Genomic DNA, 23524 nt, shown 5'->3' on the forward strand with positions numbered 1-23524 from the left:
CAGGTAGCGAACGAAGCGACTCCAGAAACGTAGGGTAGGCCAGAACACGAAAAAGGGGGGTGCCCTTGTGCGGGAAAGGGATTTGGGCAGAGCGCCGGAGTCCGGTCTTGCATGCGCTGCGGGCCGGAGGGATGCCTCTGTACTTTTGACCTTTCGTACGTCCATAATACTTGGAAATTCCGGATAGGATCCGGGATTGGTGTGCGCGAAACAAAGGTAGACGCGTGACAGTAGCTGTGTTGGGGCTCCGGAAAGTACGCAATTCCGGCAGTAAGCGAGCGTGACGCGAGAATGCTTGGTATATCGTCCGCCGGTGATACCACGGCGGATCGGGTAACATGACAGAGAGGATAATCATGGGGCGTGGTAGTGTTCTGAAGGTCATGGCGATCGCGGCATTTGCGGGTATCCTCCCATTGTCGGCGTATGCTTGGGGACCAACCTCCAAGCGTGCCATCGTGGGAACTAGCTTCCAGGTGCTGGAGCAGTCCTTTAACAACCCCTTTAAGAATGTCAACGTGGACTATGAGCCGGACGTCATCCGAGGTGCGCTGGCCAATCTGGACGTGCTGGGCGGAGACGTTCCCCTGGGATCGAAGGCGGAAGTCGTCAATGCGATCGGTACCCAGATTCAACTGCTTCGCGAAGCGCGTAAATTTGGCGCGGGCAGCTACTTCGCATTTCGCATGGGAGTCCTGGCAGGTCTCGTTGCCGATGTCTGCCTTCCGTACGCCTACGAAAACGATGCCGCTTCGCAGCAGACGCTGGAGCTCATCGAAAAGGATATTGACGAACACATCACCGGATACACCTACCGTACGCGTCGCACGCGTCTCGAATACGTGCGAAACCCCACCTTGTACTTCACCAAGGCCGACGAACTGCACGGCGACGCGCGCACCTTAATCGCCTCGGACTACAAGCGCGGGCTGGGGTACGACGGATTCTTGAAGCAAGGCGGCCAGGTGTTCTTTAACGATGCCGTGCAGGCCGTATCCGATGTTTGGTACACCGTGCTGCTTCCCGAAGGCGACTCGGCGGACATAAAGCCTTCCGACCAGGCGTTGACCCGCTATCTGGTCGATCAGATTGAGTATCTGCTCAAGGTCAAGAAGAACGTGAAGGAGGCCGAGCGCGTCTACGACCAGTTTGCGAAGCAGCGGTCCACCCTGCTCGGCGATTATGAGCGTATCGCGGACGCGTTCTACGCTACCGGCGACAAGAAAGGCCGTGAGCGCGGCGTGTCGGAGTGGACATCGGCGCTGCAATACAGCGGAAACGAGCGTGACCGGATTCTCAAGAAGCTATCTCAGCATTACATGAGCGAAGGCAATCGCTTGTTTCAACTGGCTTCCAACAAGGATGCGCCCAACGATACGCTTCAAAACGCTCTAGGCAATTTCACGAAGGCCCTTGAGTTCGATCAATCGAATCAAGAAGCGGCAAAGATGATCAATAGCACGCAGGTCGCGATTACCGAGCGCGACCAGCGCTTGAAGCTCGCCATGGAAACCGTTGCCGCCGGTCAGAGCGTTATGAAGAAGGCCGAGATTGATATGACCGACAACCAGAATGAGCGGGCGCTCGCGAATTTCCGTACGGCCATTGTGGTGTTCTCGCAGGTTGGCGACGAGTTTAAGGAACAAGAAACCAGTGCCAACGAGGGCTCGGAAGAAGCCCGCCGCATGATCAACCGCATCATCAACAAAGTGCTCGACGAGGCGCAAGACCGTATTGACGAAGGTGACCGGCTTGTGTCTGACAACAAGTTCGATGCGGCCGTGGACGCGTATAAGGGTGTTCCAACGGTACTCAATGTTGTGCCTGATGACGCGCCGCGCACGCAGGGGCAACAGAAGGCAAAGCTCATTGAGCTTTCGCAGAACAAGGTGAAAGACGCAGAGACCGCCAAGCGCGCGTTTGAAGAGGCCGAGAAGGCACGCAAAGCCGCCGCTGAGGCCGCGAAGAATGCCCCGGCGGGTGCGGCTCCCGCAGCTCCCGCGCGGCCAGCGCCTCGCAGGTAGAGCCTAACTTTTGCGCATGAGGCGGGTTGTAAAGACCCGCCTCATCTGTTTTTTATCAAACCAATTGCAGGGACCAAGAACACTTACGGAGTCTGCTCTTACGAAGGTTTCCTGCGGCTGACCAAGTCGGCGAACATCTCGGCAATTTCTGGCTTCTTGATCTTGCCTGTCGCGGTCTTCGGAAGTTCATCCATGAACTCCACGAAGCGTGGACACTTATACGTAGCCAGATGCTGACGGCAATACTCGATGACATCCTGTTCACTCAAAGCAGAGCCGTTTGCCCGCTTCACGACCGCCAACACCTCTTGCCCCCAGCGCTCTTCATGCACGCCCACAACACAGCATTCCTCAACACCCGGCATAACGGAAAGAACATTCTCCACCTGAGCAGGGTAGATGTTCTGCCCGCCCCGGATAATCATGTCTTTCAGGCGGCCGACGATGTAGAGATAACCGTCTTCGTCGAAACGCCCCAAATCTCCGGTGTGTAACCAACCGCCTTTGAGGACTTCGGCGGTAGCCTCCGGGTCCTTGTAATACCCCTTCATCACGGTGGGGCCCGCGATGAGAATCTCGCCCACCTCGCCGACCGGAACTTCAAACCCGTCGTCGCCGACGATACGAATGGACGTGTAGCGCAGGGGCGGTCCAACACTGTCCCATCGAATCGGGTCGCGGTAGTCGGCAACCGCGCTCGCGCAGGTGGCTTCGGTCAGGCCGTATCCCATGATTAAGGGCTTCTTAAGGATTTCCTGGGTGGCGAGGTAAATGCTCTCGGGGAGTGGAGCCGCGCCCGACGCGAACAGACGAATCGAACTGATGTCTCTTGGCTCTGCCTGCATCATGCGGCACATAACCATGTAGATCGTGGGAACAGCGCTCATTACGGTAGCGCGATACTTCTCAATGAACGGCAGAATGGAAAGCGGCGCAAACTTGCGCGTCATGATGACCGTGGCTCCAGCGGACAAGGGGACCAGTACGGACGTCAACTGAGCATTTACGTGAAAGAGAGGCAGCACCATGAGAAAACGATCGTCGGGAGCCATGGGAATCACGTGCATCAACATGCGAGTATTTGACAGATAGTTCCGGTGAGTCAGCACGACTCCCTTGGGGGTGCCCGTAGTTCCCGATGTGTAGATGATCGCCGCCTCGTCCTCGGCCGTGATGGGTATTGCCGGAAATTCGGACACCGGCTCCAGCAGCACATCAAAGCAATCCAACCCTTCCGCGCCGTCGCCGGTGATGAAGATGTGCTTGAGCCTCGGAACCAGCTTCTTCGCGTGTTCGCACAACGGCGCGAAATCCGCGAGGGTCACGAGTGTCTCCGCGTCGCTATTGTCGAGTATGTAGGCGATTTCTTGAGGTTTCAGAAGCGGATTGACAGGAACCATCAGCGCGCCGATGCGCCCCAGTCCCAGCATCAGGTACACGAACTCGACACAGTTGCCGAGTACGATCAGTACTTTGTCGCCCTTCTTCACCCCTCTTGCGGCTAAGTTGACCGCAACGCGGTTCGCCATCTCGTTCACGAGCGTGTACGAGTATTCTTCACCGTCGCATATTAGAAAGGCCTTGTCTTTGAGCGAACACGCGCGCTCTTCCAGTAAGTGCGTGATAGTCACGGTGGTCAGTCTCCCCCTGGCTCAAGGGTCTCCGGATCGTGCACCGGATTTTCCTTGTTACGTCTATGTCAGTACGCTTCCGCGTTGATCCCGGTTTAAGGTTGCGCGGCTGCCGGAAACGCGCGCAGTCTCACATTTCGTATGGCACCCGTAGTCTGCCAAGTCGCGATTCCCAACGGGCACGACTTCTCGACTTCCCATCGAATGCCGATCTTCCGGCCTTCCGTCGATTCGTCAATCACGTTCTCTTCGTCAATCCATGCTTCAATCTTCTTCGGAGTGACCCGAAGACGGATGGAGTACCACTTGCCGTTCTCGAAATCCCGCCACGTGGCTGAGCCGTTTTCAGATGCGTCCATATGGTCGAAGGAGGATAGCCCCACCAACCTGCCACCCCAGCCACCGAGAATTAACGAACAGAAGTCGTCGTTGTACGGGAACGTCAAACCGCAGAAGAAATCCGAGCCTTCAACGCGCTTGGCCTCGAGTGTGATCTCGTAATTCATCTTCGCCAGCGGGCCCTTCCAGCGAATACCGGTCATGTCATTACCCGTACCGATCACGACCGTATCGCCTTCCAACGTTACTTTGCCCTGTCCATAGAAATCGGAAGTCTCCCAAGCCTTGCCCTCTTCAAACTGCCCTTCCGGCATCGTCTTTCCGTCTTTGTCGACGTTGCACTTCATCGTGAAGTCGATGGGCACCGACTTGGGCTTCTCGTCCTTCGCATAAACCGTCATACAGCAGGTCGTCACCGCGGCCAATGCAATTACCGCCCGGCTCACCGCCCTGCTCCGATCCTGACTTGCGCGCATACTGTTCTCCTTTATGGGCGCATCCACGCTGCCGCAGAGTCCCTTAACGGCCTCCCATCCCGCAATTCGCACCGGCGCTAATTGCTCACGTGCAAGACTTTGAGGTTATGCCATGAGGATTCCTCACGAGCACACTCTGTCTGTGGATATCCGCTCTGTTCTTTGCTGCAAGACTCTCATTTCCACTGGTTACAGAATATGTTCACGTGTGTTCGTGAGAAATCCAGACTATGATACTCCATTCGCATTCCCCGACACACACGCGCGAAGGTGCGGCTTACGCGCAGTATATTGTGATCAGTACAGTGAGAATTGACCATCCTGTAGGTGCAACCTCAGAATGCGCTCGGTCAGGCAGGAGTGCGGCGCTGCAACACCGGAGATCAGTCATGAGCGATTTGGCCAACGAATCCCGTACTCGGCGAACCTCGGCCCCCCGCATTGCCGTATTGGCCCTCGCATCCGCCGTCCTGATTGGCGGTGCGCTTGGGTATTACCATTACTATCTGTCCCGCCCAATTGGAAGTGGCCCGGCAGGGCCTTCCGTACCGCTGGAACCGTTTCAGAAGACATGGGGGGACGGCCCTGTCGTCTTGCTGGGATTGGGCGACAGCGTTACGGCGGGTTACGGCGCATCACCGGGACTCTCCTATGTTGAGCGATTGGCGAAGAATCCACCGGATGAATTCGCCGACATGCAAGGTCGTTCACTCGCGGCAGTGTTTCCAATGCTGACGCTGCGCAACGAGTCCGTGTCCGGAAGTACTTCCATAGACTGCATCGAATCACAGATTCCAAGACTCTCGCCGTTCGACGCGAACACCAGGGGCGTGGTCGTGGTGACGACCGGCGGGAATGACCTCATCCATATGTACGGGCGCATTCCACCGCGCGAAGGGGCGATGTATGGCGCGACGATGGAGCAGGCCAAACCGTGGATTGCCAATTTCGAATCGCGCATGCACACGATTCTGGAGCGCATCACCGCACTGTTTCCGGGCGGGTGTCACATCTTTCTGGCGACCATCTACGATCCGACCGACGGATCGGCCGATGCGCCCGCGGCGGGCTTACCGCAATGGCCGGACGGCGTGGCGATTCTCGCGGAGTACAATCGCATCATCAAGGCGTGCGCGGAGAAGTACTCCAATGTGCATGTCGTGGATATGCATGAGGCCTTTCTCGGGCACGGCGTACATTGCGCGCGGCCTTGGAAGCCCCATTACCGCAGCGACGACCCGCACTACTGGTACTACGATAATCTCGAGGACCCCAACGATCGGGGGTACGACGCAATACGCAGGTTGTTCTTAATGGAGATGGTCGAGGTGTATGCGCAGGGGACGCAACGGACGTAAGCAGCAATTCGTCGAATACCCAGATGCAAACGACTTGGAGTCCTGCTATTTCTTGTTGAACTCGATAACACGGGCCTCACGTGGAGCCAGGTGGAGGTCGAGCGTATAGTCGCCGCCCTTGTAGTATCCGATGAGCGTGCGAGCCGTGCCGTCGTTGGCGAAGATATCCGCATGACTTGGAATGGCGTAGTCTTTTTCCGGCAAGGGAATGGATACGCGAAGTTCTTGCCCCGTGATGCTCACGATAGCGACGGCTACGTCACCGTCGGGCGCGCGCCACGCTGACGCCATGACAACAGGGACGGTCTTGCGAGATTCTTTGAGATGCTCGCGTTGGCCAGCGTATATAGACAGGCGCGAAATATCGAGTTCGTCTTCAGGTGCATGAAATGAAGGGGGACGAAGGTACGCACCTCGCAAAAGGTACTTGCTCATCTCCCGGTGCATCCGCGCGAGCTTGAACACGAAGTTCATTTCATCACCACGCGAATCGCAGAGGTCGGGGCGATAGTTCGCGATCGACGGTTGTTGTCCCCACACAAACGTGCGTGCCTGTTCAAGCATGAACTGCCGCGAAAACTTCCTGTCGAGAAGTCCCAGGGGTTCCGCGGGCGCGAATTCTGCGGGCCACAACTCGTCATAAGGCGGCATGGTAAGCGAACCGTACGTGCCGAAGAACACCGCGTGATCGTGATACACGGCGTGGAAGAACGGAACGGGCTCCCAGAGGTCGCGAGCCATGAAGCGCTCGGTGCTGACCTGAAGATTGAGCATCAGGTCGAGGTAAGGGAGCCAGGCCTCGCCGCAACCCTCGCCAGCCAGCGCCACGGGTTTGGAAGGTTCGCACCTCGTGCGAATGTCCGCTTGCAGCATGCGGAATCCGTTCATCCAGTACGAGCCCCCGCCCAAGGGGTGGCCGTGCGTGGAGTCGTAGCAGGCTAAGCTTGAACACGCCTGATCCATGTAGATGCCATCGACGCCCAAATTCCGCACGGCCTTCTCCGCAATGCCTGCGTAGGTGTCGCGCCAAAAGGCTGTGCCCATGCACATCGATGCGCACGGGACGTTCATGAAGATGTTGTATACCTCGGGCCGTACGTGGCCCTCCGCGTCTTTGACGGCATACCGCTCGGCGTTCTGTGTCTTCCAGCTTTCCGTGGTCATACCCCATAGGCGCTGGTTCATGTAGACGATTGCGTGTACGCCCTTTGCCTGCGCGGCGGATAAGGCTCGCATGAAGGGCTCGTCGCCATCGCGCGGCGGCAGGTATTCGGGGAATCCCGCGTCGTAGGGGCAACCATGCCACCAGTGCCATAACACGCTGACCGGGAGTTGGGAGCGCTCGGAGAGGTCTACGGCAGGTTCCAACACCCCCGATGCTTTGCCACGGTTCCAAATCCAAATTCCAGTATCGGTGACCCACGCAGGCGTGACCCCGAGCTTTAGCCGGCTTTGCTTGGCCCAGGGCTGCTCGATGGCCCATGCGCGATACATCTCCGCGGCGGTGTACCAGTCGCCTTGGTACGCGCCAAGGATGACATCGTAGGGCATGGCATAGCGCGCGGCATCGGCCCCGCTCTCCGGGAGGTGGACGATCTCAACGCCAAGACTGCCTTTGCCATTGCCGAAAACGGCGAAGCGCTTCTGGCGCGTTTCCGAATCGTTGCAGGCCACATAGAGCCCGGCGCCTTCCCCGTCATAGAGCGCGAGGCATTGCATGGAGAGGATGCCCGGATATCCCCACTCGTTTCGTTTGGGAGTCCCATCGGCCCCATTCATGGCTTTGCGCGGCTGGCCGGTGAGTTCGCCCATCCACATCGGGACAACAAGAGTTTCGTTCGGTTGCGGCGCAATGTTCTCGATGTGCGGAAAGTGGACAGCTTTGATAGGAATGCCGGTGGCATTCTCGATGCGGAGCCGCCAACGGCTCATCGGCTGATCCTCAGCCAGCGCAATCGACGCGACGACCCGCAGGTCCGGAGCGGAAGCCAGGCCGAAGTCGGACCAGACCCATTCGAGCGTTTGCGGATCTCCGGACGAGCGGCCTGCCCTGAACGTCTTTGCGGTATCCGCGTCGAATCCCGGGACAGTAGCGTTCAAGGTATCGACGGACCAGAGTGGCGATTTGAAGGCGAGGTCAACGAATTCATGTCCGCTGCGCGGGTCCGCAAAGCCGACAAGACGCCCATGTTCCGGGTCGGCGGCGATACGGAGCGGATCGGCGAAGGCAAGCGTTGAGGCAAGGAGTAGGGCCGCGAGTAATAGGGCAAGGTAAAGACGACGTAGCCCAGGACAATCACACCAACGATAAGGACTGTTGCATGAATAAGACATTTCGCTTGCCTCGCTACGTCCGGTTGGCCTCGAACCAACGAATCGCATAATCGACTAATGCGCGTTGTCGCATGAGGACCGCAGCCGCTGCTCCCGCGTTGCCAAAGACAGCCTGTCCGGTCTCGTTAAAGGCGCGGCCGAGGGAATCAAAGTCACTCGAATCGCAGTTGAGACCGTCAAAGGAGACCCACACGCGTTGGTCATCCTTGCGTATCGGAGCCCATTGAGTCACGACTCGTTTGGCTGCGTAGTCCGCTCGATGCTCCGCGAGGTGGAGCGACGTGTTGTTTTCGTGTCCCACGCCAAGGAGAAGCACCCAGCCGTCAAGCTCGTAAATGCGGGCAAGGGGAGAGCCCTCGCCAAGCCCATAGGCGAGAGAATGCTCGGAAACGACGGCCGATGCATGCGGTCCTCGCGCCGCGAACGAAACATGCGGATGTGCGCTTCGGACCACGCCGGTTTGCTTGCGGAAACACTCCGGAATAGACCCCATGCTTCGGGTGGGCGTGAGATCGGGGTCGTATGCCGGTAGTGACTCGCGTATAACCGGCCACCATTCGCGGGGCACCGGCGGAGAACCCCACGGCGCAGGGTCCGAAAGATGTGTCGAGTGGGTTGGCATGACCAACGTGCCGGACGGCCCCAGTGCCTCTTCGAGCGCCAGAACCACCGCCTGGGCCGCACCACACACCCACCCTATACTGCCCATCGAAGAATGGACGAGCAGCACATCGCAGCGGTCAATTCCCAGTTCACGAAAGTCGTGCGCAAGGGAATCGACGGTGTTGGGACGGTTGGAGTGAATGACGACATGCTCTTCTGACATGGAACCTACCCCGTAAACCTCCATTGTACGCATAGTTGGACCACGTTTTGTATCGGCGAGACTTGGAGTGGGCGCAAAACGCAAGCTGCCGTTTTCGCCAATTCCGCGACTTTCATTCTGGGAAAGGATGGGGTATAGTGAATAGGGTGCGCAAATAGCGCGTCTAGTTGGATGTAATGCAAGATGGCTGTCGAGCCACCCTGTAGGTAAAGACCATGGAGGATACGATGCGAAATCACCCCACATCGCGACTGCTAGCCGGCGCGTTGCTGGTGCTTGTGGTGACCGCTCTGGGCTCGTACTGGATCGGAAGCACGGGCGGAACTCCCACGCCGATGGCCATGAATCTGGTGAAGGCCAACAGCGGTTCCGAGGTTCCTCAGCTTGCTCCGGGACAGCAAGTCGGCATGCCGCGGTTCATCGTGACGGACATTCAGACGCGGCCGTCTGCGCCCAAACCTAAACCCAAGAAATAACCCGGGGACTTCCCGGTAGTTTCGGAGATCTTTCGCGCTCGTGGACGATTCGGTTCACGGGCGCAGTTGTTTTTGGACGAAAGTTCACATTCGGGCGCTCCTCGGGTACCATGTCCTCCTGGCGACGTTGTACCGGAGATACAAGAGGGACATATCCATGGTGAACAGGCAATTGACACTTTCCCTGGTGACTGCGGTAGTCGCAGGCGCCCTTTCGGCAGTCGCAACGGTTTATCTGCTGAAGGGCTCGCCAGCCGAGGCGGCCAGCTATGGGCTGGAAGCCCCGGAGTTCCGTCTGGTGGACAACACCGGCGTGGTGCGCGGGCGAATCGGCGTGGATTCGGATGGCAATACGCGGATGACGCTACTGGATTCGAAAGGCGTGGCGCGGTTTTGGAGCGGTGTTACGGCGGATGGTACCTCCATCATCACGCTACGCGACAAGGAAGGGAAGCCGCGGTTTTTCATGCAAGTGGACGACAAGGAGCCGCTGCTCAGCATGCGTGACGCGAACGACAAGGGACGCATCTACATTCAAATCAAAGATCAGGAACCGTTGATAACCCTTCGGGACAAGAATGACCAAGGACGCATCTTCTTGCAGGTGACGGACCAAGGGCCGGTAATGTGGTTTGCCGACGAGAAGGGGGCGCCTGCGTTCACGCAGCGGTAGACGCGTCTGCGGAAGGCAGGCGAGAATTTCGGAGCGGAAGGAATAGAGAGCTAATGAAGGGGAAGCGAGGGTTCACGTTAATCGAATTGCTCGTGGTGATAGCCATAATTGGCATACTGGCGGCGATTTTGCTGCCGGCGCTGGCGCGCGCGCGTGAAGCGGCAAGGCGGGCGTCGTGTCAGAACAATCTGAAGCAAATGGGCCTTGCGCTGTTCATGTACGCGAGCGAACACAAGGGCCGGTTTCCGCAGCGGCAGGTGTTTCGGTACAACGGCCAGTTGCACCGCGACATGATGTTCAACGGACCCGCGATGATTCCGGAGTACATCAACGACTACAACGTGATTTGGTGTCCGTCGTGGGGCGCGAACGCGGACCCCGTTTCGCGATACGACGGCGGCAAAGGCAACGGCGACGGCGTCATCGAGCCTACGGAGATCGGTCAGGAACCGTATCACTACACGGGGTGGTTGCTGCTGGACGATGTGAACATACTGGGGCCATTGCTGGGAACTCTCGGCACGGGCATCAATGGCCGCCACGAGGAACCCGAGTTTGTGAATACGCCGTGGGGCGAGTTGGCTGCGGAGAACGTCGCGACGAACGGCGCGGCAAGCGACGAGGATTTCACGGTATCGGATGCGTTTGCGGGGACTCAAGTGAACAACGGCGATACAATCTACCGGTTGCGGGAAGGCATCGAGCGATTCCTGGTTTCGGACATCAACAATCCTGCAGCAACGTCAATGGCATCGAGCCAAATACCGTTGATGTGGGATCACGCCACGGTGAAGCCAATCGATTTCTCGCACGTTCCGGGCGGAGGCAACGTGCTCTATTTAGACGGACACGTGAAGTTCGTGCGGTATCCGGATACGCGGTTCCCGTTCACCATGGACAGCGCGCGCACTCTGGGGAGTTACAACAAACCGTTTGACGGAGTGTAAATCGATTCCGGCATAGAGTCGTTTGCGTTAAGCAATGAGAGGCAGCCTGCGGAGGCTGCCTCTCTTCATTATGGTCGTAACTTCTCATATCCGATGCAGTCGAGTTGCACTCGTACTTCGATGCACCGGACTACAAGAGATTTGAAATCTCAGATTTGAGTTCTGAGCTTCACGAAGCCAGAAGCAATGCACCGACCATCGCGAGAATGCGATGCTCTCGCGACAGCCTGGCATCTGAGCCTCAAGTGTCGAATCTCAGACCCTAAACCCCAGACCCTAGACCCTATCTTACAACCACGGCGCGCCCGACTTGTCTTCGGTGCAGCAACTCGAGAAGACCGCGTTCATTCGCGTCGCGAGGTCTTTACAATCGGCTGCCGAGTACCACTGGTTCAGGTTGATGTTGATTACGCGGTCGAACAGGTCATCGGCAACGGGACAATCGCCGCGGGCATATTCGACGTTGCCGCCTTTGGCCGCATAATGCGGGCAATGGAATGCGCAGCCGTGCTCCGTGGCCTTCGTCTTAAGCATGACGGGATACATGTAGCTGTAGATGTGCCAATCCGGACCCGCATTCTTGCCGCGCATACCGCAGGCAATACCAGCCTTCTGCAGGGACTTTACGAGGCGTTCGCCGAGCTCAAAGGTCTCGGGGAAGAACCGCAGCAGATAACCGATCTCGCCCTGAGGCTCGTTGGATTTCTGCGGCAGAATCTCTCTGTAGGTCTTCAAGTACTTGGCCATATTCTTCTTCACGGCGCGGAATCGTTTGATCATCGCGGGCATCTTGCGCATCTGCACGACGTCGACGGCTGCTTCGAGTTCCGACATGCGGTAGTTGGAACCGCAATAGATTTCACCTTCGTAGCGCGGCAGCGCGAATCGTTCCGGACGCCACAGTCCGCCGCATTCGGCGAGTGCATTGGCGCGATCGAAGAGGTGCTTGTCATTTGAGATGAGGAGACCGCCTTCGCCCGCTCCGACTATCTTATACGCGGCAATGCTGAAGATGCCGATGTCGCCAATGGTGCCAACGGGCTTGCCCTTGTAGGTCGCGCCGCAGGATTGCGCGCAGTCTTCTATGACAACGAGCTTGTGCTTGCGGGCAATCTTCATGATGGGGTCCATGTCGCAGACACCGCCCATGACATGCGTGGGCGCAATGGCAACCGTGCGTGGCGTGATGAGGGCTTCAAGTTTCTTGGGGTCCATGTGCAACGAATGATCGACGTCGCAGAAGATGGGTACGCCACCGGACGTTACCACGGACGCGGACGTGGCGAAGAATCCGATCGCCGGGCAGATGACTTCCGTGCCCGGGCCAACGCCCGCGGCGACCATCGCGCTGTGCAGCGCGCCGGTGCCCGAACTCGTGCCCAGCGCAAACTTCACTTTAAAGAGTTCGCGCGCGGCCCGTTGGAAGGCTTGCACCTTCGTTTCTTTCAGAGGCGAATAGTAGTTGGCGAAGAAAGGTCCCTCGCCCCAGTCTTCTTTGGCCACAATTGCGCGAATCTGTTTCAAGGTAGATTTCGACAAACCGAATCGCTCTGCGACCGACATGAATTCCTCGACGCCGATCTTCGGCTCGCCGCGGCGCGCCACGCGCGTGGTGGCTTGTTGACTGCCTGCGAGCGCCTTCTGTTCCTTCTCGCGAACCTTCTTCATCGTGTCCCCCTAGTCCGTGAGGCGCCCCCTGCGCCTTCTATTGCGGTTGAATGTCTTTTACACAACGGAATCCAATTGTCGCACATCGGTCGAGTCCGGGCCACATGCGGATAAACTTCGCATGAGAATCGCACGGTTGCGGACCAGAAGGAGCGTACCATCCGCTGCCCTTCGCGGTAAACCATGACCCGCCGCGCACCATAGCGAATCGCGTATGGCCGTCGTCGCGTTCGCTCTCGGTCCACTCCCACACGTTACCAGCCATGTGGTAGCAGCCGTATGGGCTGCGTCCTTCGGGCAGCGCCCGCACCGGCATGGGTCCCTTGGCGTCGCACACGCAAAACCGTGGATCGAACTCATTTCCCCACGGCCATTTTCGCCCATCCGTCCCTTGCGATGCGAGTTGCCATTCTGCTTCGGTGGGCAAACGCTTCCCGGCCCATCGTGCGTAGGCGCGAGCGTCGTCGATGTCGACATAGACCACGGGTAATTCCGCGATGTCCGCGGGAGGAGCGGCGCCGTGCCAATGCTTGAGGAAGTTCTCGCGATGCTTGGGCGTGTAGTGTGTCGCGGCAAGAAAGGCCGCGTACTGCGCGTTGGAGACTTCAGTCTCATCAATGTAGAAGGCCCGGACCGACACGTCGCCGAAGTTGTGGGTAATCGTGCCGTCAAACGGCGACCCCCAAAGATTGTCCCGCCACTTGCCGGGTGGTGTGCCGGGATCGGGGTAGCAACCGCATTCGCGGCGTTGGTGCGTGATGGTCATGCGAAAAGCGCTTACCGGGACAAGGACCATGCCATCGGGCACTTTGTTTGCGGGCGTATACGGTGTGGTTGCGATGGGCGTGGGGTCAATCACCGAGCGCCGGGCGTTGCGCTGTGGATTGGGTGACGGTGGCGTGGGCGGGCGCGTCCATGCGGCGCGCGATTCGGGTGTCGCGTTGGCGTGAATGACGGCGACACAGCCTAGCGGGGCGACTGTGGAGATAATGTGGGCAGAAGCGGCAGCCGAGGGCGGCTGCCCCACATTCGAAGAGGTGACCACGGGCGGCTGCGCCGCATCGGAAGGAGACACTCGTGCAGGTTCGCCGTTCCATGCGTCCCAGACGGTGTCGCCTTCTTGCAGCGGCACCGCGAGCGCTGGAACATCGGTGAGCGTTTTTCCAGGGGCGTAAAGGGTGTAGACGTCGATAGCGTCACCTTGCCAACGGTGCGCGTAGAGGCCGGGCTGGAGCGTTGGATAGAAGGGACCCCACGAATCGTTGGTGAAGACGGGCGCGTACCGTTTGAGGAGCGTTGATGCGCGCAGCCACGACGCACGGTCGGCGTCCGGCCACGGGTTGTACGTGCCGAAGACGTTCTCCCAGACGAGGACGCCGCTTCCGTTAAAGAAGGCCGTCTCGATTTCGCGCGCATGGGAGGTGTCCCAACGCCGGATTTGGTGCTGCATGTGGCGAGGCTCGATCCATTTGAGGTGGAGCATGCCGGGCGGCACAGGATCGTCGAGCCACTGCGCCCACGATAGATTGCAGACGGAGAGTTGAGCAATCTCCGGGTGAATCTCGGGAGCGAGAACGACACCCGGCTTGGCTGCGTCGAGAGCATTCCTCCATTCGGGACCCGCGCCGGTCATCGTATCGAGAAAGACTCCGTCGGCTTCGATATCACGAATCAGAGCGGCGACGATGTCCTGGTCGGGCATGTTTTCGCGGTGTGTGCCGGTATCCCAAGGATTGTAATCGATGAAGACCTTCACGCCGCGCGCACGAGCGCCGCGCACAAGGTCACGAAGGCCATCAAGTCCTCCGGGCATGTCACGGTACATATCGACTTGATTGCGGTCGTCGAAACCGAGGCGTGGATAACCCTGCCACAAGACGATGGCATCGTAGCCGCCAAACTCGCGTTGCCCGTCGCCTAGGAATGAATCAAGCGTATACGCGCCGGTATCGGGACTGTAAAAGGAACGGTCGTACATGAATGTGAAATGGCAGGTGAACGCGGACGAGGCCCATTGGAGGTCCGGGCGGTCGTAGATGGAACGGTCGAGTGTGGCTCGAATGCTTGCACGGTAGTCGCTGAGCGCCTGCAACCACTCCTCGCGCGATTGATCGGGTAGTGGCGCGGCGATGTAGTGAGGCGATAGGCGAAGCGGCGCAGCCTCTCCGAATACGGTGAGCGCGCAGAGAAGAAGGACGGCGAAGAGAAAGAATGGATGACATGGACAAGATATACGTGGCAGGGGGCGTGGGCACATTGGATTGCGAAGTCCTTCAGCGGGTTTTGGCTGTCAAGGTCCTTTCAATTCTCTCACGCTCTCGGATGGAATTGCTTGTGGGCGCGGCTAAGCCGGTCGGTGGTGACGTGCGTGTAAATCTGCGTGGTAGAGATATCGGAATGGCCCAGCATTTCCTGGACGGAACGCAGATCGGCGCCGTTATCGAGGAGGTGCGTGGCGAAGCTGTGCCGCAGCATGTGTGGCGTGACGTTCTGCCGAATGTTGGCGGCGCGTGAATAGCGTTTGACAACCTGCCACACGCTGGAGCGGCTCATGCGCTTGCCGCTCTTTCCGAGGAAGAGCGTGTCGGCTTTCACGGGGCCTTGATTACGTATCTCGATCCACGCGCGAATACGTAAGGCGGCTTGCGATCCGAGCGGCGCCAGCCGAACCTTGGAGCCTTTGCCTCGTACCCGCACAGCGCCTTCTTCGAGCGAGACGTTGCGCAAGGGGACGGTTGCGAGTTCGGAGATGCGCAACCCGCAGGAGTAGAACAACTCAAGGATAGCGGCGTCGCGAATGCCCTCAGGCTTCGAGAGGTCCACGGCGGCGATCATCCGCTCGATTTCGTCGTGGGAAAGCACGTGAGGCAAGGTCCGGCTCAGGCGTGGCGCATCGAAGCCTTCGGTGGGGTCAACGGTGACGATACGCTCGTCGCGCAGGAAAGCGTGGAACCGGCGGATGGCGCTCAGATGGCGCGCTGCCGATCGTGCCGATAGTCCGTTCTTTCGCAGTTCAATCAGATGGTCGAGAATCAGTTCGCGTGTGATCGTCGTGGGGTCGTCAACAGAACGGGACGCCAAAAACGTGACGTAGGCCGACAGGTCGGCGGAATACGCGTTTAGGGTGGCCTCGGCCAGCCCCGCCTCGAAGACGATGGACTCCATAAATCGGTCGAGGAGAGGGGAGAGCGGGGATGTTGGGTCTGTGGTGGTCATGAGGTGATTTTAGCAGTATTAGGAATAGATTACTAGGGGATTTTGGATTTTAGATTCTGGATTTTAGATTGAAGACAGGGGCCTGAGAGATTTGAAATTTCAAATCTGAGATTTGAAATTGGTGACTCACTGGACCCTCAGCGCATCGGTAAGCCGTGGAGTGAAAGCGAGTTGAGGCCGCCAGATCTCGGGCTGAAGATGGAAGATATAAGTGGAATTCCAATCGTAAACAAGGAGTAAAAAGAAACCGCCCCGGCGAGTTGCCTCACCGGGGCGGGATGTTTCTGCTATGCGCTAGTCTTTCATGGTGATGTCGAATTCGGCGCGACGATTGAGCTTGCGGTTAGCAGCACTGTCGTTCGCAACAGCCGGCTTCGTTTCACCAAGGCTTGTGGACGTGATACGGGCTTCCGCAATACCGTTCTCCACCATGTACTTCTTCACGGCGTCGGCGCGGCGCTGACCAAGACCCTGGTTGTACGCATCGCTTCCGAGGTCGCAGGTGTGACCCGTGATGGCGATGGTGTCATTCGGGTACTTCTTGAGTTCCGCGATGACCTTGTCCACTTCAACTTTACCTTCGGGCTTCAACACGGCCTTGTCGAAATCGAACAGGACGTTGTTGAAGAGCGTCTTCTCACGCTTCACCGGAGGAGGTGGAGGTGGAGGAGGCGGAGGAGGCGGAGGCGGAGGCGGCGTTGCCTGACACATGTTGTAGACTACGCCGCGGTTGCCCCACAGTTCCTCATCGTTGTTATTGGAAGCGGCTTCCTTGGGCCACCACCAGTAACCGGAACGCGGGCCTTTGTCGCAAATCGCCGCACCCGTGTCGGGTACAGCTTCAGGGGTTGCCCCGGTGTGACACCACCAGGACATGTCGTCCCAAACTTTGGGACCGCAGGTAGAAGCGGCTGCGCTGCCCGCGAGCAGCATCACCGCAACTACTGCAATGGTGAGATGTTTCATACTGGTCTTCTCCTTCTTCCGCTAGCAGAAAACGTTGCAGCTACCATTTAACCACAAAGAGGTTACGCTGTCAAGTTTGGCTGTCAGAACTGCGAAAACAGCGGAGCTTGGCATCTATTCTTGTGGCAAAACGGTTTGGCGCGTGGCGCCTTATCCAACACCTCGAATTTTACCATATCCACCAGCTTCGCACAAGAGCCGTCTATTGGGGAGCATAGCGCGTGCGCGTGGTTGCGCCAAGGCGTAAAGGCAGGCAATGCGGCTCGGTTTCGTGTGGAGAATTTGACAACGTGCGGTATGCTCAGTAGTATTCGCCGTTCAATTGTGGCGCGGAAATAAAGGCATTCTTCGCGCAGGAGACACAGCAATGCACCCCTTTCGTACTCAGACGTGTGGAGAGCTACGTCCGTCCGACGTAGGTAAAGAAGTCCGGCTCGCGGGTTGGGTTCACCGGAAACGCGACCATGGCGGCGTGATATTCATCGATTTGCGCGATCATTACGGATTGACGCAAGTTGTGGTGAATCCCGAGCAGGGATTTTTTGCGGACGCGGAGCAGGTGCGTCAGGAGAGCGTGATCATCGTAACGGGCACCGTGGTGGCGCGCACGCCGGAGACCGTGAATTCAAACCTTGCGACGGGCGCGATCGAAGTGGTTGCTTCGGGATTCCACGTGGAGTCTCTGGCGGAACCGACGCCGTTCCCGGTCAATCAAGAGTTGGAGTATCCGGAAGAGACGCGGCTGTCGTACCGTTTCCTCGATCTGCGGCGCGAGCGGTTGCACGCGAACATCCTCTTGCGCTCGAAGACGGCGCAGTTGGTGCGCGCGCACCTCACGGAGCGCGGTTTTACGGAATACCACACGCCGATCCTGACCAGTTCGTCGCCGGAAGGCGCGCGCGACTACTTGGTGCCAAGCCGCGTGTATCCCGGGCAGTTCTACGCGTTACCGCAGGCGCCGCAACAGTTCAAGCAATTGCTGATGATCTCGGGCTTCGACAAATACTTCCAGATTGCCCCGTGTTTCCGCGATGAAGATTCGCGCGCGGACCGGAGTCCCGGCGAGTTCTACCAGATCGATATCGAAATGAGCTTCATTACGCAGGACGATCTTTTCAAAGAGATCGAAATGCTGTTGGGGCGTATCTTCGGCGAGCTATCGAACAAGCGCATTCTCGCGAACCCGTTCCCGCGCATCGCCTATCGCGATTCGATGGAGAAGTACGGTTGCGACAAGCCGGATCTGCGGTTTGGAATGGAAATGATCGACGCGACGGACCTGTTCGGCGCGTGCGAATTGAAAGTATTCAGCGCCGCGGTGAAAGACGGCGGCGCGGTGAAGGTGATCAACGCGAAGGGCGTGGCGTCGCAACCGCGCAAGTTCTTCGACGACGCCGAAGCGTTTGCGAAGGGCGAAGGCGCGAAGGGGCTTGCGTGGATCGCATTGCGCGACGGCGAGATGAAAGGTCCGATCGTCAAGTTCCTGAGCGAATCCGAGCGCGCCGCATTGATCGAGCGGACCGGTGCGCAAGAAGGTGACGCGTTGTTCTTCGGCGCCGGCGCGCGCGACGTGACGAATGCGCTGCTGGGCAAGGTTCGCGTATATCTCGCGAACCAGCTTGGTTTGATCGACAAGAATCTCGCGGCATTCTGCTGGATCGTCGACTTCCCGATGTTCGAGTGGAACGAGGAAGAAAAGAAGATCGATTTCTCGCACAACCCATTCTCAATGCCGCAGGGCGGGCTGGAAGCGCTGGAGACGAAGGACCCGCTGGACATCCTGGCCTATCAGTACGATGTGGTGTGCAACGGGATCGAGTTGTCGTCGGGCGCTATTCGTAACCATCGGCCCGAGGTGATGATGAAGGCGTTCCAAATCGCCGGCTATCCGGAGGACGTGGTGAAATCGAAGTTCCCCGCCTTGTGGAAGGCTTTCCACTACGGGGCACCTCCTCACGGAGGCATCGCGCCCGGATTTGACCGCATCGTGATGTTGCTGGCCGACGAACCAAACATCCGCGAAGTGATCGCGTTCCCGCTGAACCAAAAGGCGCAGGATCTGCTGATGGGCGCGCCAAACCAAGTGACGCAGAAACAGCTCAACGAACTGTCGCTGCAGATTAAACAGCCGCCCCAGAAGTAATACCCATATTTGCATCTTCTTGTAGCGCCCGCCTTCCACGGCGGGCGTCTTCATTGCTGCATGAGCGGCATGTTGCGAGGTCTCGCATGAAACGGCTACTTCAGGCATTGGGACTCAAGCGGCGGCATTCGGTGATGCCGGATGCGGCTCGCTGGAAAGTGGTCGTACGCAGTTCGCTGGATAGAGCGCGGCAACCTTGCTTGTTCATCCCCGCCGCATCGACCGAGCCGCGGCCGCTGCTGGTGTACTTGCATCCGTGGCGACACGGATACGATTTCGATTCACGGCCATGGCAAGCCGAGGCTGCGCGACGACTCTGGCATTTCATCGCGCCGCATTTCCGAGGTCCGAACCGTCATGCGAAGGCGTGCGCCTCGCGGTATGCGCGGCAGGATGTGTTGGATGCCGTCGCGTATGCGCAGAAGGCGACGCACGTAGATGCGGCGCGCATCTACCTGGGCGGCGTGTCGGGCGGCGGACACATGACGCTGGTGATGGCAGCGGAAACGCCTCATCTGTGGGCGGCAGCATCGGCGTGGTGTCCGATTTCGGACCTGGCGGAGTTCTATCGCGAAAGCGCGGCGCGCGGGGCGAAGATCCATCGTCATATTCGACGCATTGTGGGTGGCATGCCCGGGGAATCGCGCAAAGTGGATGAAGCGCTGCGCTATCGCTCACCGGTGTATCACCTGGCGGGCGCGGCGGATGTGCCGCTGGACATCAATCACGGCATACACGACGGTCAACCGAAGGGTGTCGGGATTCAGCACAGTGTGTGGGCGTTCAACACGCTCGCATCGAATGTGGGCGCGGAGATCGTAGCAGACGACGCGTTGGCTGCTTTGAGGCGCGGCGAATCGATCGATGGTGTGGAAGACGCGTCGTACGGACGCGCAATCCACTTGCGGCGCTGCGCGGGGTGCGCACGACTGACGATCTTCGATGGCGGCCATGAAGATTTGCCGGGCGCTGCGTGCGAGTGGCTGGCGGCGCATGCCAGGAAAGATTTGCACTGAGACTATTTCGCGGCGAACAGATGCCGCATCGCGTGTGTAACGGCGGGCATTGCGGCGTTGTAGTGTAGGCAAGGTGTTGATGTGGAGGTTGCGGGCATCAGGGCCTTGTTAGATAGCCGTAGGAAGTACGAACCGAGCACAGAGGTCGGTTACGGGTTTCCTCTGTTGACCGATAGACTGCAATTTGTGTCGGCGCGATTGAGTGCCGACACAAATTGCCCACGTGCAAGATGAGTTCGTGAGAATTCCGGGATAAGCATGCGACGATGCGGGGCGCGCAAATCCTTCGTGCCGAAGGAGGGCGCCAAGTATCGCGGAAGTCTGATACAGAAGGGTGCAGTATGCGCGCCCCAGTCGCATGAAGACTTTGTGGAGCCCGGCTCGCACCGGTGACAAATTCGAGGGATAAACAGGTCCAGGCCCCCTGCCCTTTGTCTTGTGCGCGGAGTCGGGCTCCACATTAATTCCAGTTCCTTTATAAACGCACGCAACCCTTCTGTGCAACCGTGTGATTCCGCCGGCGCTGTGCACATATCCTTCTCGCACGTCATGGTGTCTTCTTGAGAACCCCTTATCGTTGCGGCTGCGGTAACTTCGCGCACTTCACACTTATATGGGAGCGGAATCGTGCTACGCCCGATTTCTCACGAACATCTCCCGCAACCCGCGCGTCCGCGAGACTTGTGGTGAAAAACAAAGCGGTTCTCCCAAAGCAGAGTGTGTTCGCGAGAAATCCTCATGACATAACCTCAACGTTTTGCACGTGAGCAATTTGCGTCGGCGCTCAATCGCGCCAGTGCAAATTGCGGACTACACGTCGCGGCGTCCGATGGCAAGCGACCTAACGGAAGGTAAGAACTGATACCGCTGTATCGGATTCGTCGTAAACCTCGTGAATGCGGAAGTTGCGGAAGCACTCACAGGCACTTGGGATATGCCTGGACTTGACATACGCACCACGGATTTGCCAAACTCCCGATTCTAAGCCGGGCATGTAGGGATGCAAGCCTGGGGAAGTACTTCTTTTGGTCAAAACGCTGCGTGGGTTCGCCACCCTTGGCTGACACCATAGACAGGCAACCTTTTGCGGAGAACCGTGGAAAAGACAGGGGCAAGCGTTAGTTCCGCCTTGTCGGCGATAGCGCAACACGAGCAGTTTCTTCTGGCCAAGCAAGATGAAGCGGATGGCCAGGCGGAAGCCATTCTAAAAGCGGCACGGATTGAGGCGGCTCGAATCGCCGAGGAATCGGCTACCTCGCTATCCGCGGAAGTCACCCGGATCCAGCGCGATGCGGAGACGCAACGCGAGGCTCAGCGCCTTCAGCGGATCAAACAAGCGCAAGAAAAACTTGAGCGCATGCGGAAGGACGCGGAAGCGAAAGCGCGCATAGCGGTTCGCAGCGTCGTTGCGCTCGTATTACCACCCACCGGACAACGAGCTGGGGACCATACCCGATGATCGCCAAAATGGAACGCCTTGAGATTGTGTGCATGCGCGAAGCCATGCCCGGAGTGGTTGGATTCCTGCAGGATCAGGGCCTATTGCACGTCGAAGAAGTCCCCCTTGCGCAGGACGCCGCTCCCGGATTCCTGAAGCGCGTCGCTTTGGAGCCGTCCCAGCAGCAGAAGGCGGACGCCCTCGAGACCCAGCATCGGACCCTCAACGAGGTGATCCCGCTGCTGTCGGCAAAGCCGCTTCCTCAGTACGTGACGGCGGCAGGAAACAGCCTTAAGTCAAAGACAGACCAAGAGTTAGAAGAAATGGCGCGGGGCTGGGTGCGCGAACTGCGCGCATTGACCCGGCGTCGTTTGAACGTGCAAGACAATCTGGAAGTCCTTTCCAGTTTCAAGAAGACCCTTGAATCGATAGCCCCGTTGTTGGGTGGCCGCCCCGTGGTGTTGGGCAAAGACGCCCGCGCGTTCGTCCTGAAGGGCGACGTGGCCCGAGGGTTGGAGCGGCTGGAAGAACGCCGCAAGGGCGAGATTGGCGCGGATAGCCGCTTGTTCAGCCACAAGGTTTCGCGGAACGTCGTGGCGGGCGTGTTGACGTACCCGGCATCGCGCAACGAAATTGTGGCGCGCATCTTCAAGGAAGAGTTGATTCCGCCCGTGGAACTCCCCGAGAAGGATCTCCGCGGGGCGTCGATCCAGGAAGTGATTCAGAAGCTCGATCTGGCGATCGCGAAGCACAAATCGAGCGGCCAGGAGTTGGAAGGCCGGCTCTTCAATTACTCGAAAGAAATAGGGGCCGAGTTGCTCGCGTACGAAGCGAAGATCTCGGATGAACTATCGCAATTGACATCGATGGGCAGTTTCGCGCAAAGCGCGATGGTCGGGGTAATCCACGGCTGGGCGCCGAGCGACATGGTCGGCACTCTCACCGCCCGCATCGAGAACAAGTTCCCGGGCCAGGTGCTAGTCAGCCACCTCCCGATAGACAAGATCGACGTGCACGAGATTCCGACATTCCTGCGGAATCATCAATTGCTCAAGCCGTTCGAGACGTTGCTGATGATCTTCAAGCCGCCTACATACGGCACCATCGACCCGACCGGGCTTGTGGCAATCTCGTTTGTGATTTTCTACGGGTTCATTCTTGGCGATGTTGGATACGCTGCTGTCGTTGCGTTGTTCGGTCTTTTCATGAAGCGCAAGTTCGGCCATATCGATATCCTAAGCAACATCGGCACCGTGGCGTATTGGATGGCCGCGTCATCCGCCGTGTTTGGTGTGGTGTTCGGCGAATACTTCGGCGACCTTGGACACAAGTTGCTTCACTTGCCGGTCTTTTTCCATCGCGGACATGATGTGACGACGTTGATGCTCTGCGCGATAGCGTTTGGGGCAATTCACATTCCCCTCGCGCTTGTCCTCGGAATTTGGGCCGACTTCAGCCATCACCATGCGAAGCACGCCGCAGAAAAGCTTGGGTTGCTGCTCGGCCTGATTGCCATTGGCATATTCGCGATGCAGTTCTTCAAAGTGGCGCCGTTCACGGCCTTCCCCTTCACGATCGTTGCGGTCGCGCTTGTCGTCATCTTCTTGGGGCTGCTGGTATGGGCATCCGGCGCCATGGCCCCGGTTCTCGCCTTGGAAGTGGTATCCCTTCTGGGCAACGTCCTTTCCTACTGCCGTCTTATGGCGCTCGGACTGGCCGGTGTACTAATCGCGGACCTTGCCAATCAGACCGCCCACGGAGTGGGGCTGATCATCGGGATTCCGCTGGCCCTGCTGATTCATACGTTCAATATCGGTTTGAGCATGTTTAGCCCAACGATCCACTCGTTGCGTCTGAATTATGTTGAGTTCCTGCCAAAGTTTTATCGTCCCGAAGGAAGAAGTTACCAACCGTTCAAGAAGGAGGCACTATGGTGACGGTTCTGAAGCATAGGAGCGGAGTGAGAGTCGCACTGGCCGGGTTGGCCATCGCG

General features: G+C 58.4%; 17 protein-coding genes. 9 read left to right on the plus strand and 8 right to left on the minus strand.

All coding sequences use genetic code 11. From position 1 onward, the window contains the following. Nucleotides 1-356 precede the first annotated feature (356 nt). Complete coding sequence (locus tag K1Y02_07845) at nucleotides 357-2024, plus strand: hypothetical protein (GenBank protein MBX7256260.1); 1668 nt, start codon at nucleotides 357-359, stop codon at nucleotides 2022-2024. 98 nt (nucleotides 2025-2122) lie between these two features. Here K1Y02_07845 and K1Y02_07850 read toward each other — a convergent pair whose 3' ends face one another. Together K1Y02_07850 and K1Y02_07855 are read right to left on the minus strand one after the other, a co-directional pair. Then, the gene (locus tag K1Y02_07850; GenBank protein ID MBX7256261.1) at nucleotides 2123-3655 is read right to left on the minus strand and encodes a long-chain-fatty-acid--CoA ligase; all 1533 of its coding nucleotides are present in this window, start codon (nucleotides 3653-3655) and stop codon (nucleotides 2123-2125) included. Nucleotides 3656-3750: 95 nt separating this feature from the next. Further along, nucleotides 3751-4470 carry a DUF1080 domain-containing protein gene (locus K1Y02_07855; GenBank protein ID MBX7256262.1) on the minus strand — a complete coding sequence of 240 codons (720 nt, stop codon included), beginning with the start codon at nucleotides 4468-4470 and terminating at the stop codon, nucleotides 3751-3753. Nucleotides 4471-4859: 389 nt separating this feature from the next. Here K1Y02_07855 and K1Y02_07860 point away from each other — a divergent pair, with 389 nt between their 5' ends. Beyond that, nucleotides 4860-5828: an SGNH/GDSL hydrolase family protein gene (locus tag K1Y02_07860; GenBank protein MBX7256263.1), complete on the plus strand. Its 969-nt coding sequence runs from the start codon at nucleotides 4860-4862 to the stop codon at nucleotides 5826-5828. Between the two features lie 45 nt (nucleotides 5829-5873). Here the strand turns inward: K1Y02_07860 and K1Y02_07865 are convergent, their stop codons facing one another. Both K1Y02_07865 and K1Y02_07870 read right to left on the minus strand, forming a co-directional pair. Next, entirely contained in the window at nucleotides 5874-8162 is a 2289-nt protein-coding gene (locus tag K1Y02_07865; protein MBX7256264.1) for a hypothetical protein, read from the minus strand. Nucleotides 8163-8175: 13 nt separating this feature from the next. Continuing rightward, nucleotides 8176-8988 (minus strand): AAC(3) family N-acetyltransferase, encoded by an 813-nt coding sequence (locus K1Y02_07870; GenBank protein MBX7256265.1) that lies wholly within the window; start codon nucleotides 8986-8988, stop codon nucleotides 8176-8178. 227 nt (nucleotides 8989-9215) lie between these two features. Between K1Y02_07870 and K1Y02_07875 the strand changes: the two genes are divergently transcribed. From K1Y02_07875 to K1Y02_07885, 3 genes are all read left to right on the plus strand, one after another. Then, nucleotides 9216-9464: a hypothetical protein gene (locus tag K1Y02_07875; GenBank protein ID MBX7256266.1), complete on the plus strand. Its 249-nt coding sequence runs from the start codon at nucleotides 9216-9218 to the stop codon at nucleotides 9462-9464. Nucleotides 9465-9621: 157 nt separating this feature from the next. Then, entirely contained in the window at nucleotides 9622-10137 is a 516-nt protein-coding gene (locus K1Y02_07880; GenBank protein ID MBX7256267.1) for a hypothetical protein, read from the plus strand. A gap of 53 nt (nucleotides 10138-10190) precedes the next feature. Further along, nucleotides 10191-11084: a DUF1559 domain-containing protein gene (locus K1Y02_07885; GenBank protein MBX7256268.1), complete on the plus strand. Its 894-nt coding sequence runs from the start codon at nucleotides 10191-10193 to the stop codon at nucleotides 11082-11084. A gap of 288 nt (nucleotides 11085-11372) precedes the next feature. Here the strand turns inward: K1Y02_07885 and K1Y02_07890 are convergent, their stop codons facing one another. The 4 genes from K1Y02_07890 to K1Y02_07905 form a co-directional block, all read right to left on the minus strand. Next, the gene (locus K1Y02_07890) at nucleotides 11373-12752 is read right to left on the minus strand and encodes a DegT/DnrJ/EryC1/StrS family aminotransferase (GenBank protein ID MBX7256269.1); all 1380 of its coding nucleotides are present in this window, start codon (nucleotides 12750-12752) and stop codon (nucleotides 11373-11375) included. 37 nt (nucleotides 12753-12789) lie between these two features. Continuing rightward, nucleotides 12790-15009, minus strand: coding sequence for a formylglycine-generating enzyme family protein (locus tag K1Y02_07895; protein MBX7256270.1), 2220 nt, complete (start codon nucleotides 15007-15009; stop codon nucleotides 12790-12792). Nucleotides 15010-15062: 53 nt separating this feature from the next. Further along, nucleotides 15063-15968 carry a site-specific tyrosine recombinase XerD gene (gene xerD, locus K1Y02_07900; GenBank protein ID MBX7256271.1) on the minus strand — a complete coding sequence of 302 codons (906 nt, stop codon included), beginning with the start codon at nucleotides 15966-15968 and terminating at the stop codon, nucleotides 15063-15065. 294 nt (nucleotides 15969-16262) lie between these two features. After that, nucleotides 16263-16934 carry an OmpA family protein gene (locus tag K1Y02_07905; GenBank protein MBX7256272.1) on the minus strand — a complete coding sequence of 224 codons (672 nt, stop codon included), beginning with the start codon at nucleotides 16932-16934 and terminating at the stop codon, nucleotides 16263-16265. A 367-nt stretch (nucleotides 16935-17301) separates the two neighbouring features. On the opposite strand from K1Y02_07905, the gene aspS reads away from it, so the two are divergent. The 4 genes from aspS to K1Y02_07925 all read left to right on the plus strand — a co-directional run bounded on the left by aspS (nucleotide 17302) and on the right by K1Y02_07925 (nucleotide 23468). Further along, nucleotides 17302-19077, plus strand: a complete 1776-nt coding sequence (gene aspS, locus K1Y02_07910) for an aspartate--tRNA ligase (GenBank protein MBX7256273.1) — start codon at nucleotides 17302-17304, stop codon at nucleotides 19075-19077. Between the two features lie 86 nt (nucleotides 19078-19163). Next, complete coding sequence (locus K1Y02_07915) at nucleotides 19164-20093, plus strand: prolyl oligopeptidase family serine peptidase (GenBank protein MBX7256274.1); 930 nt, start codon at nucleotides 19164-19166, stop codon at nucleotides 20091-20093. 1096 nt (nucleotides 20094-21189) lie between these two features. Beyond that, nucleotides 21190-21552: a hypothetical protein gene (locus K1Y02_07920; GenBank protein MBX7256275.1), complete on the plus strand. Its 363-nt coding sequence runs from the start codon at nucleotides 21190-21192 to the stop codon at nucleotides 21550-21552. Beyond that, nucleotides 21549-23468: a hypothetical protein gene (locus K1Y02_07925; protein MBX7256276.1), complete on the plus strand. Its 1920-nt coding sequence runs from the start codon at nucleotides 21549-21551 to the stop codon at nucleotides 23466-23468. Before K1Y02_07920 ends, K1Y02_07925 begins: the two co-directional genes overlap by 4 nt. The last annotated feature ends 56 nt before the right edge of the window (nucleotides 23469-23524 follow it).

The organism is Candidatus Hydrogenedentota bacterium, from assembly GCA_019695095.1.
Taxonomy (GTDB): Bacteria; Hydrogenedentota; Hydrogenedentia; order Hydrogenedentales; family SLHB01; genus JAIBAQ01.

Coding starts and splice junctions, on each gene's coding strand:
- K1Y02_07845 (MBX7256260.1), top strand. CDS start 357: ATGGGGCGTGGTAGTGTTCTGAAGGTCATGGCGATCGCGGCATTTGCG.
- K1Y02_07855 (MBX7256262.1), bottom strand. CDS start 4,470: ATGCGCGCAAGTCAGGATCGGAGCAGGGCGGTGAGCCGGGCGGTAATT.
- K1Y02_07860 (MBX7256263.1), top strand. CDS start 4,860: ATGAGCGATTTGGCCAACGAATCCCGTACTCGGCGAACCTCGGCCCCC.
- K1Y02_07865 (MBX7256264.1), bottom strand. CDS start 8,162: ATGTCTTATTCATGCAACAGTCCTTATCGTTGGTGTGATTGTCCTGGG.
- K1Y02_07870 (MBX7256265.1), bottom strand. CDS start 8,988: ATGTCAGAAGAGCATGTCGTCATTCACTCCAACCGTCCCAACACCGTC.
- K1Y02_07875 (MBX7256266.1), top strand. CDS start 9,216: ATGCGAAATCACCCCACATCGCGACTGCTAGCCGGCGCGTTGCTGGTG.
- K1Y02_07880 (MBX7256267.1), top strand. CDS start 9,622: ATGGTGAACAGGCAATTGACACTTTCCCTGGTGACTGCGGTAGTCGCA.
- K1Y02_07885 (MBX7256268.1), top strand. CDS start 10,191: ATGAAGGGGAAGCGAGGGTTCACGTTAATCGAATTGCTCGTGGTGATA.
- K1Y02_07890 (MBX7256269.1), bottom strand. CDS start 12,752: ATGAAGAAGGTTCGCGAGAAGGAACAGAAGGCGCTCGCAGGCAGTCAA.
- K1Y02_07895 (MBX7256270.1), bottom strand. CDS start 15,009: ATGTGCCCACGCCCCCTGCCACGTATATCTTGTCCATGTCATCCATTC.
- xerD (MBX7256271.1), bottom strand. CDS start 15,968: ATGACCACCACAGACCCAACATCCCCGCTCTCCCCTCTCCTCGACCGA.
- K1Y02_07905 (MBX7256272.1), bottom strand. CDS start 16,934: ATGAAACATCTCACCATTGCAGTAGTTGCGGTGATGCTGCTCGCGGGC.
- aspS (MBX7256273.1), top strand. CDS start 17,302: ATGCACCCCTTTCGTACTCAGACGTGTGGAGAGCTACGTCCGTCCGAC.
- K1Y02_07915 (MBX7256274.1), top strand. CDS start 19,164: ATGAAACGGCTACTTCAGGCATTGGGACTCAAGCGGCGGCATTCGGTG.
- K1Y02_07925 (MBX7256276.1), top strand. CDS start 21,549: ATGATCGCCAAAATGGAACGCCTTGAGATTGTGTGCATGCGCGAAGCC.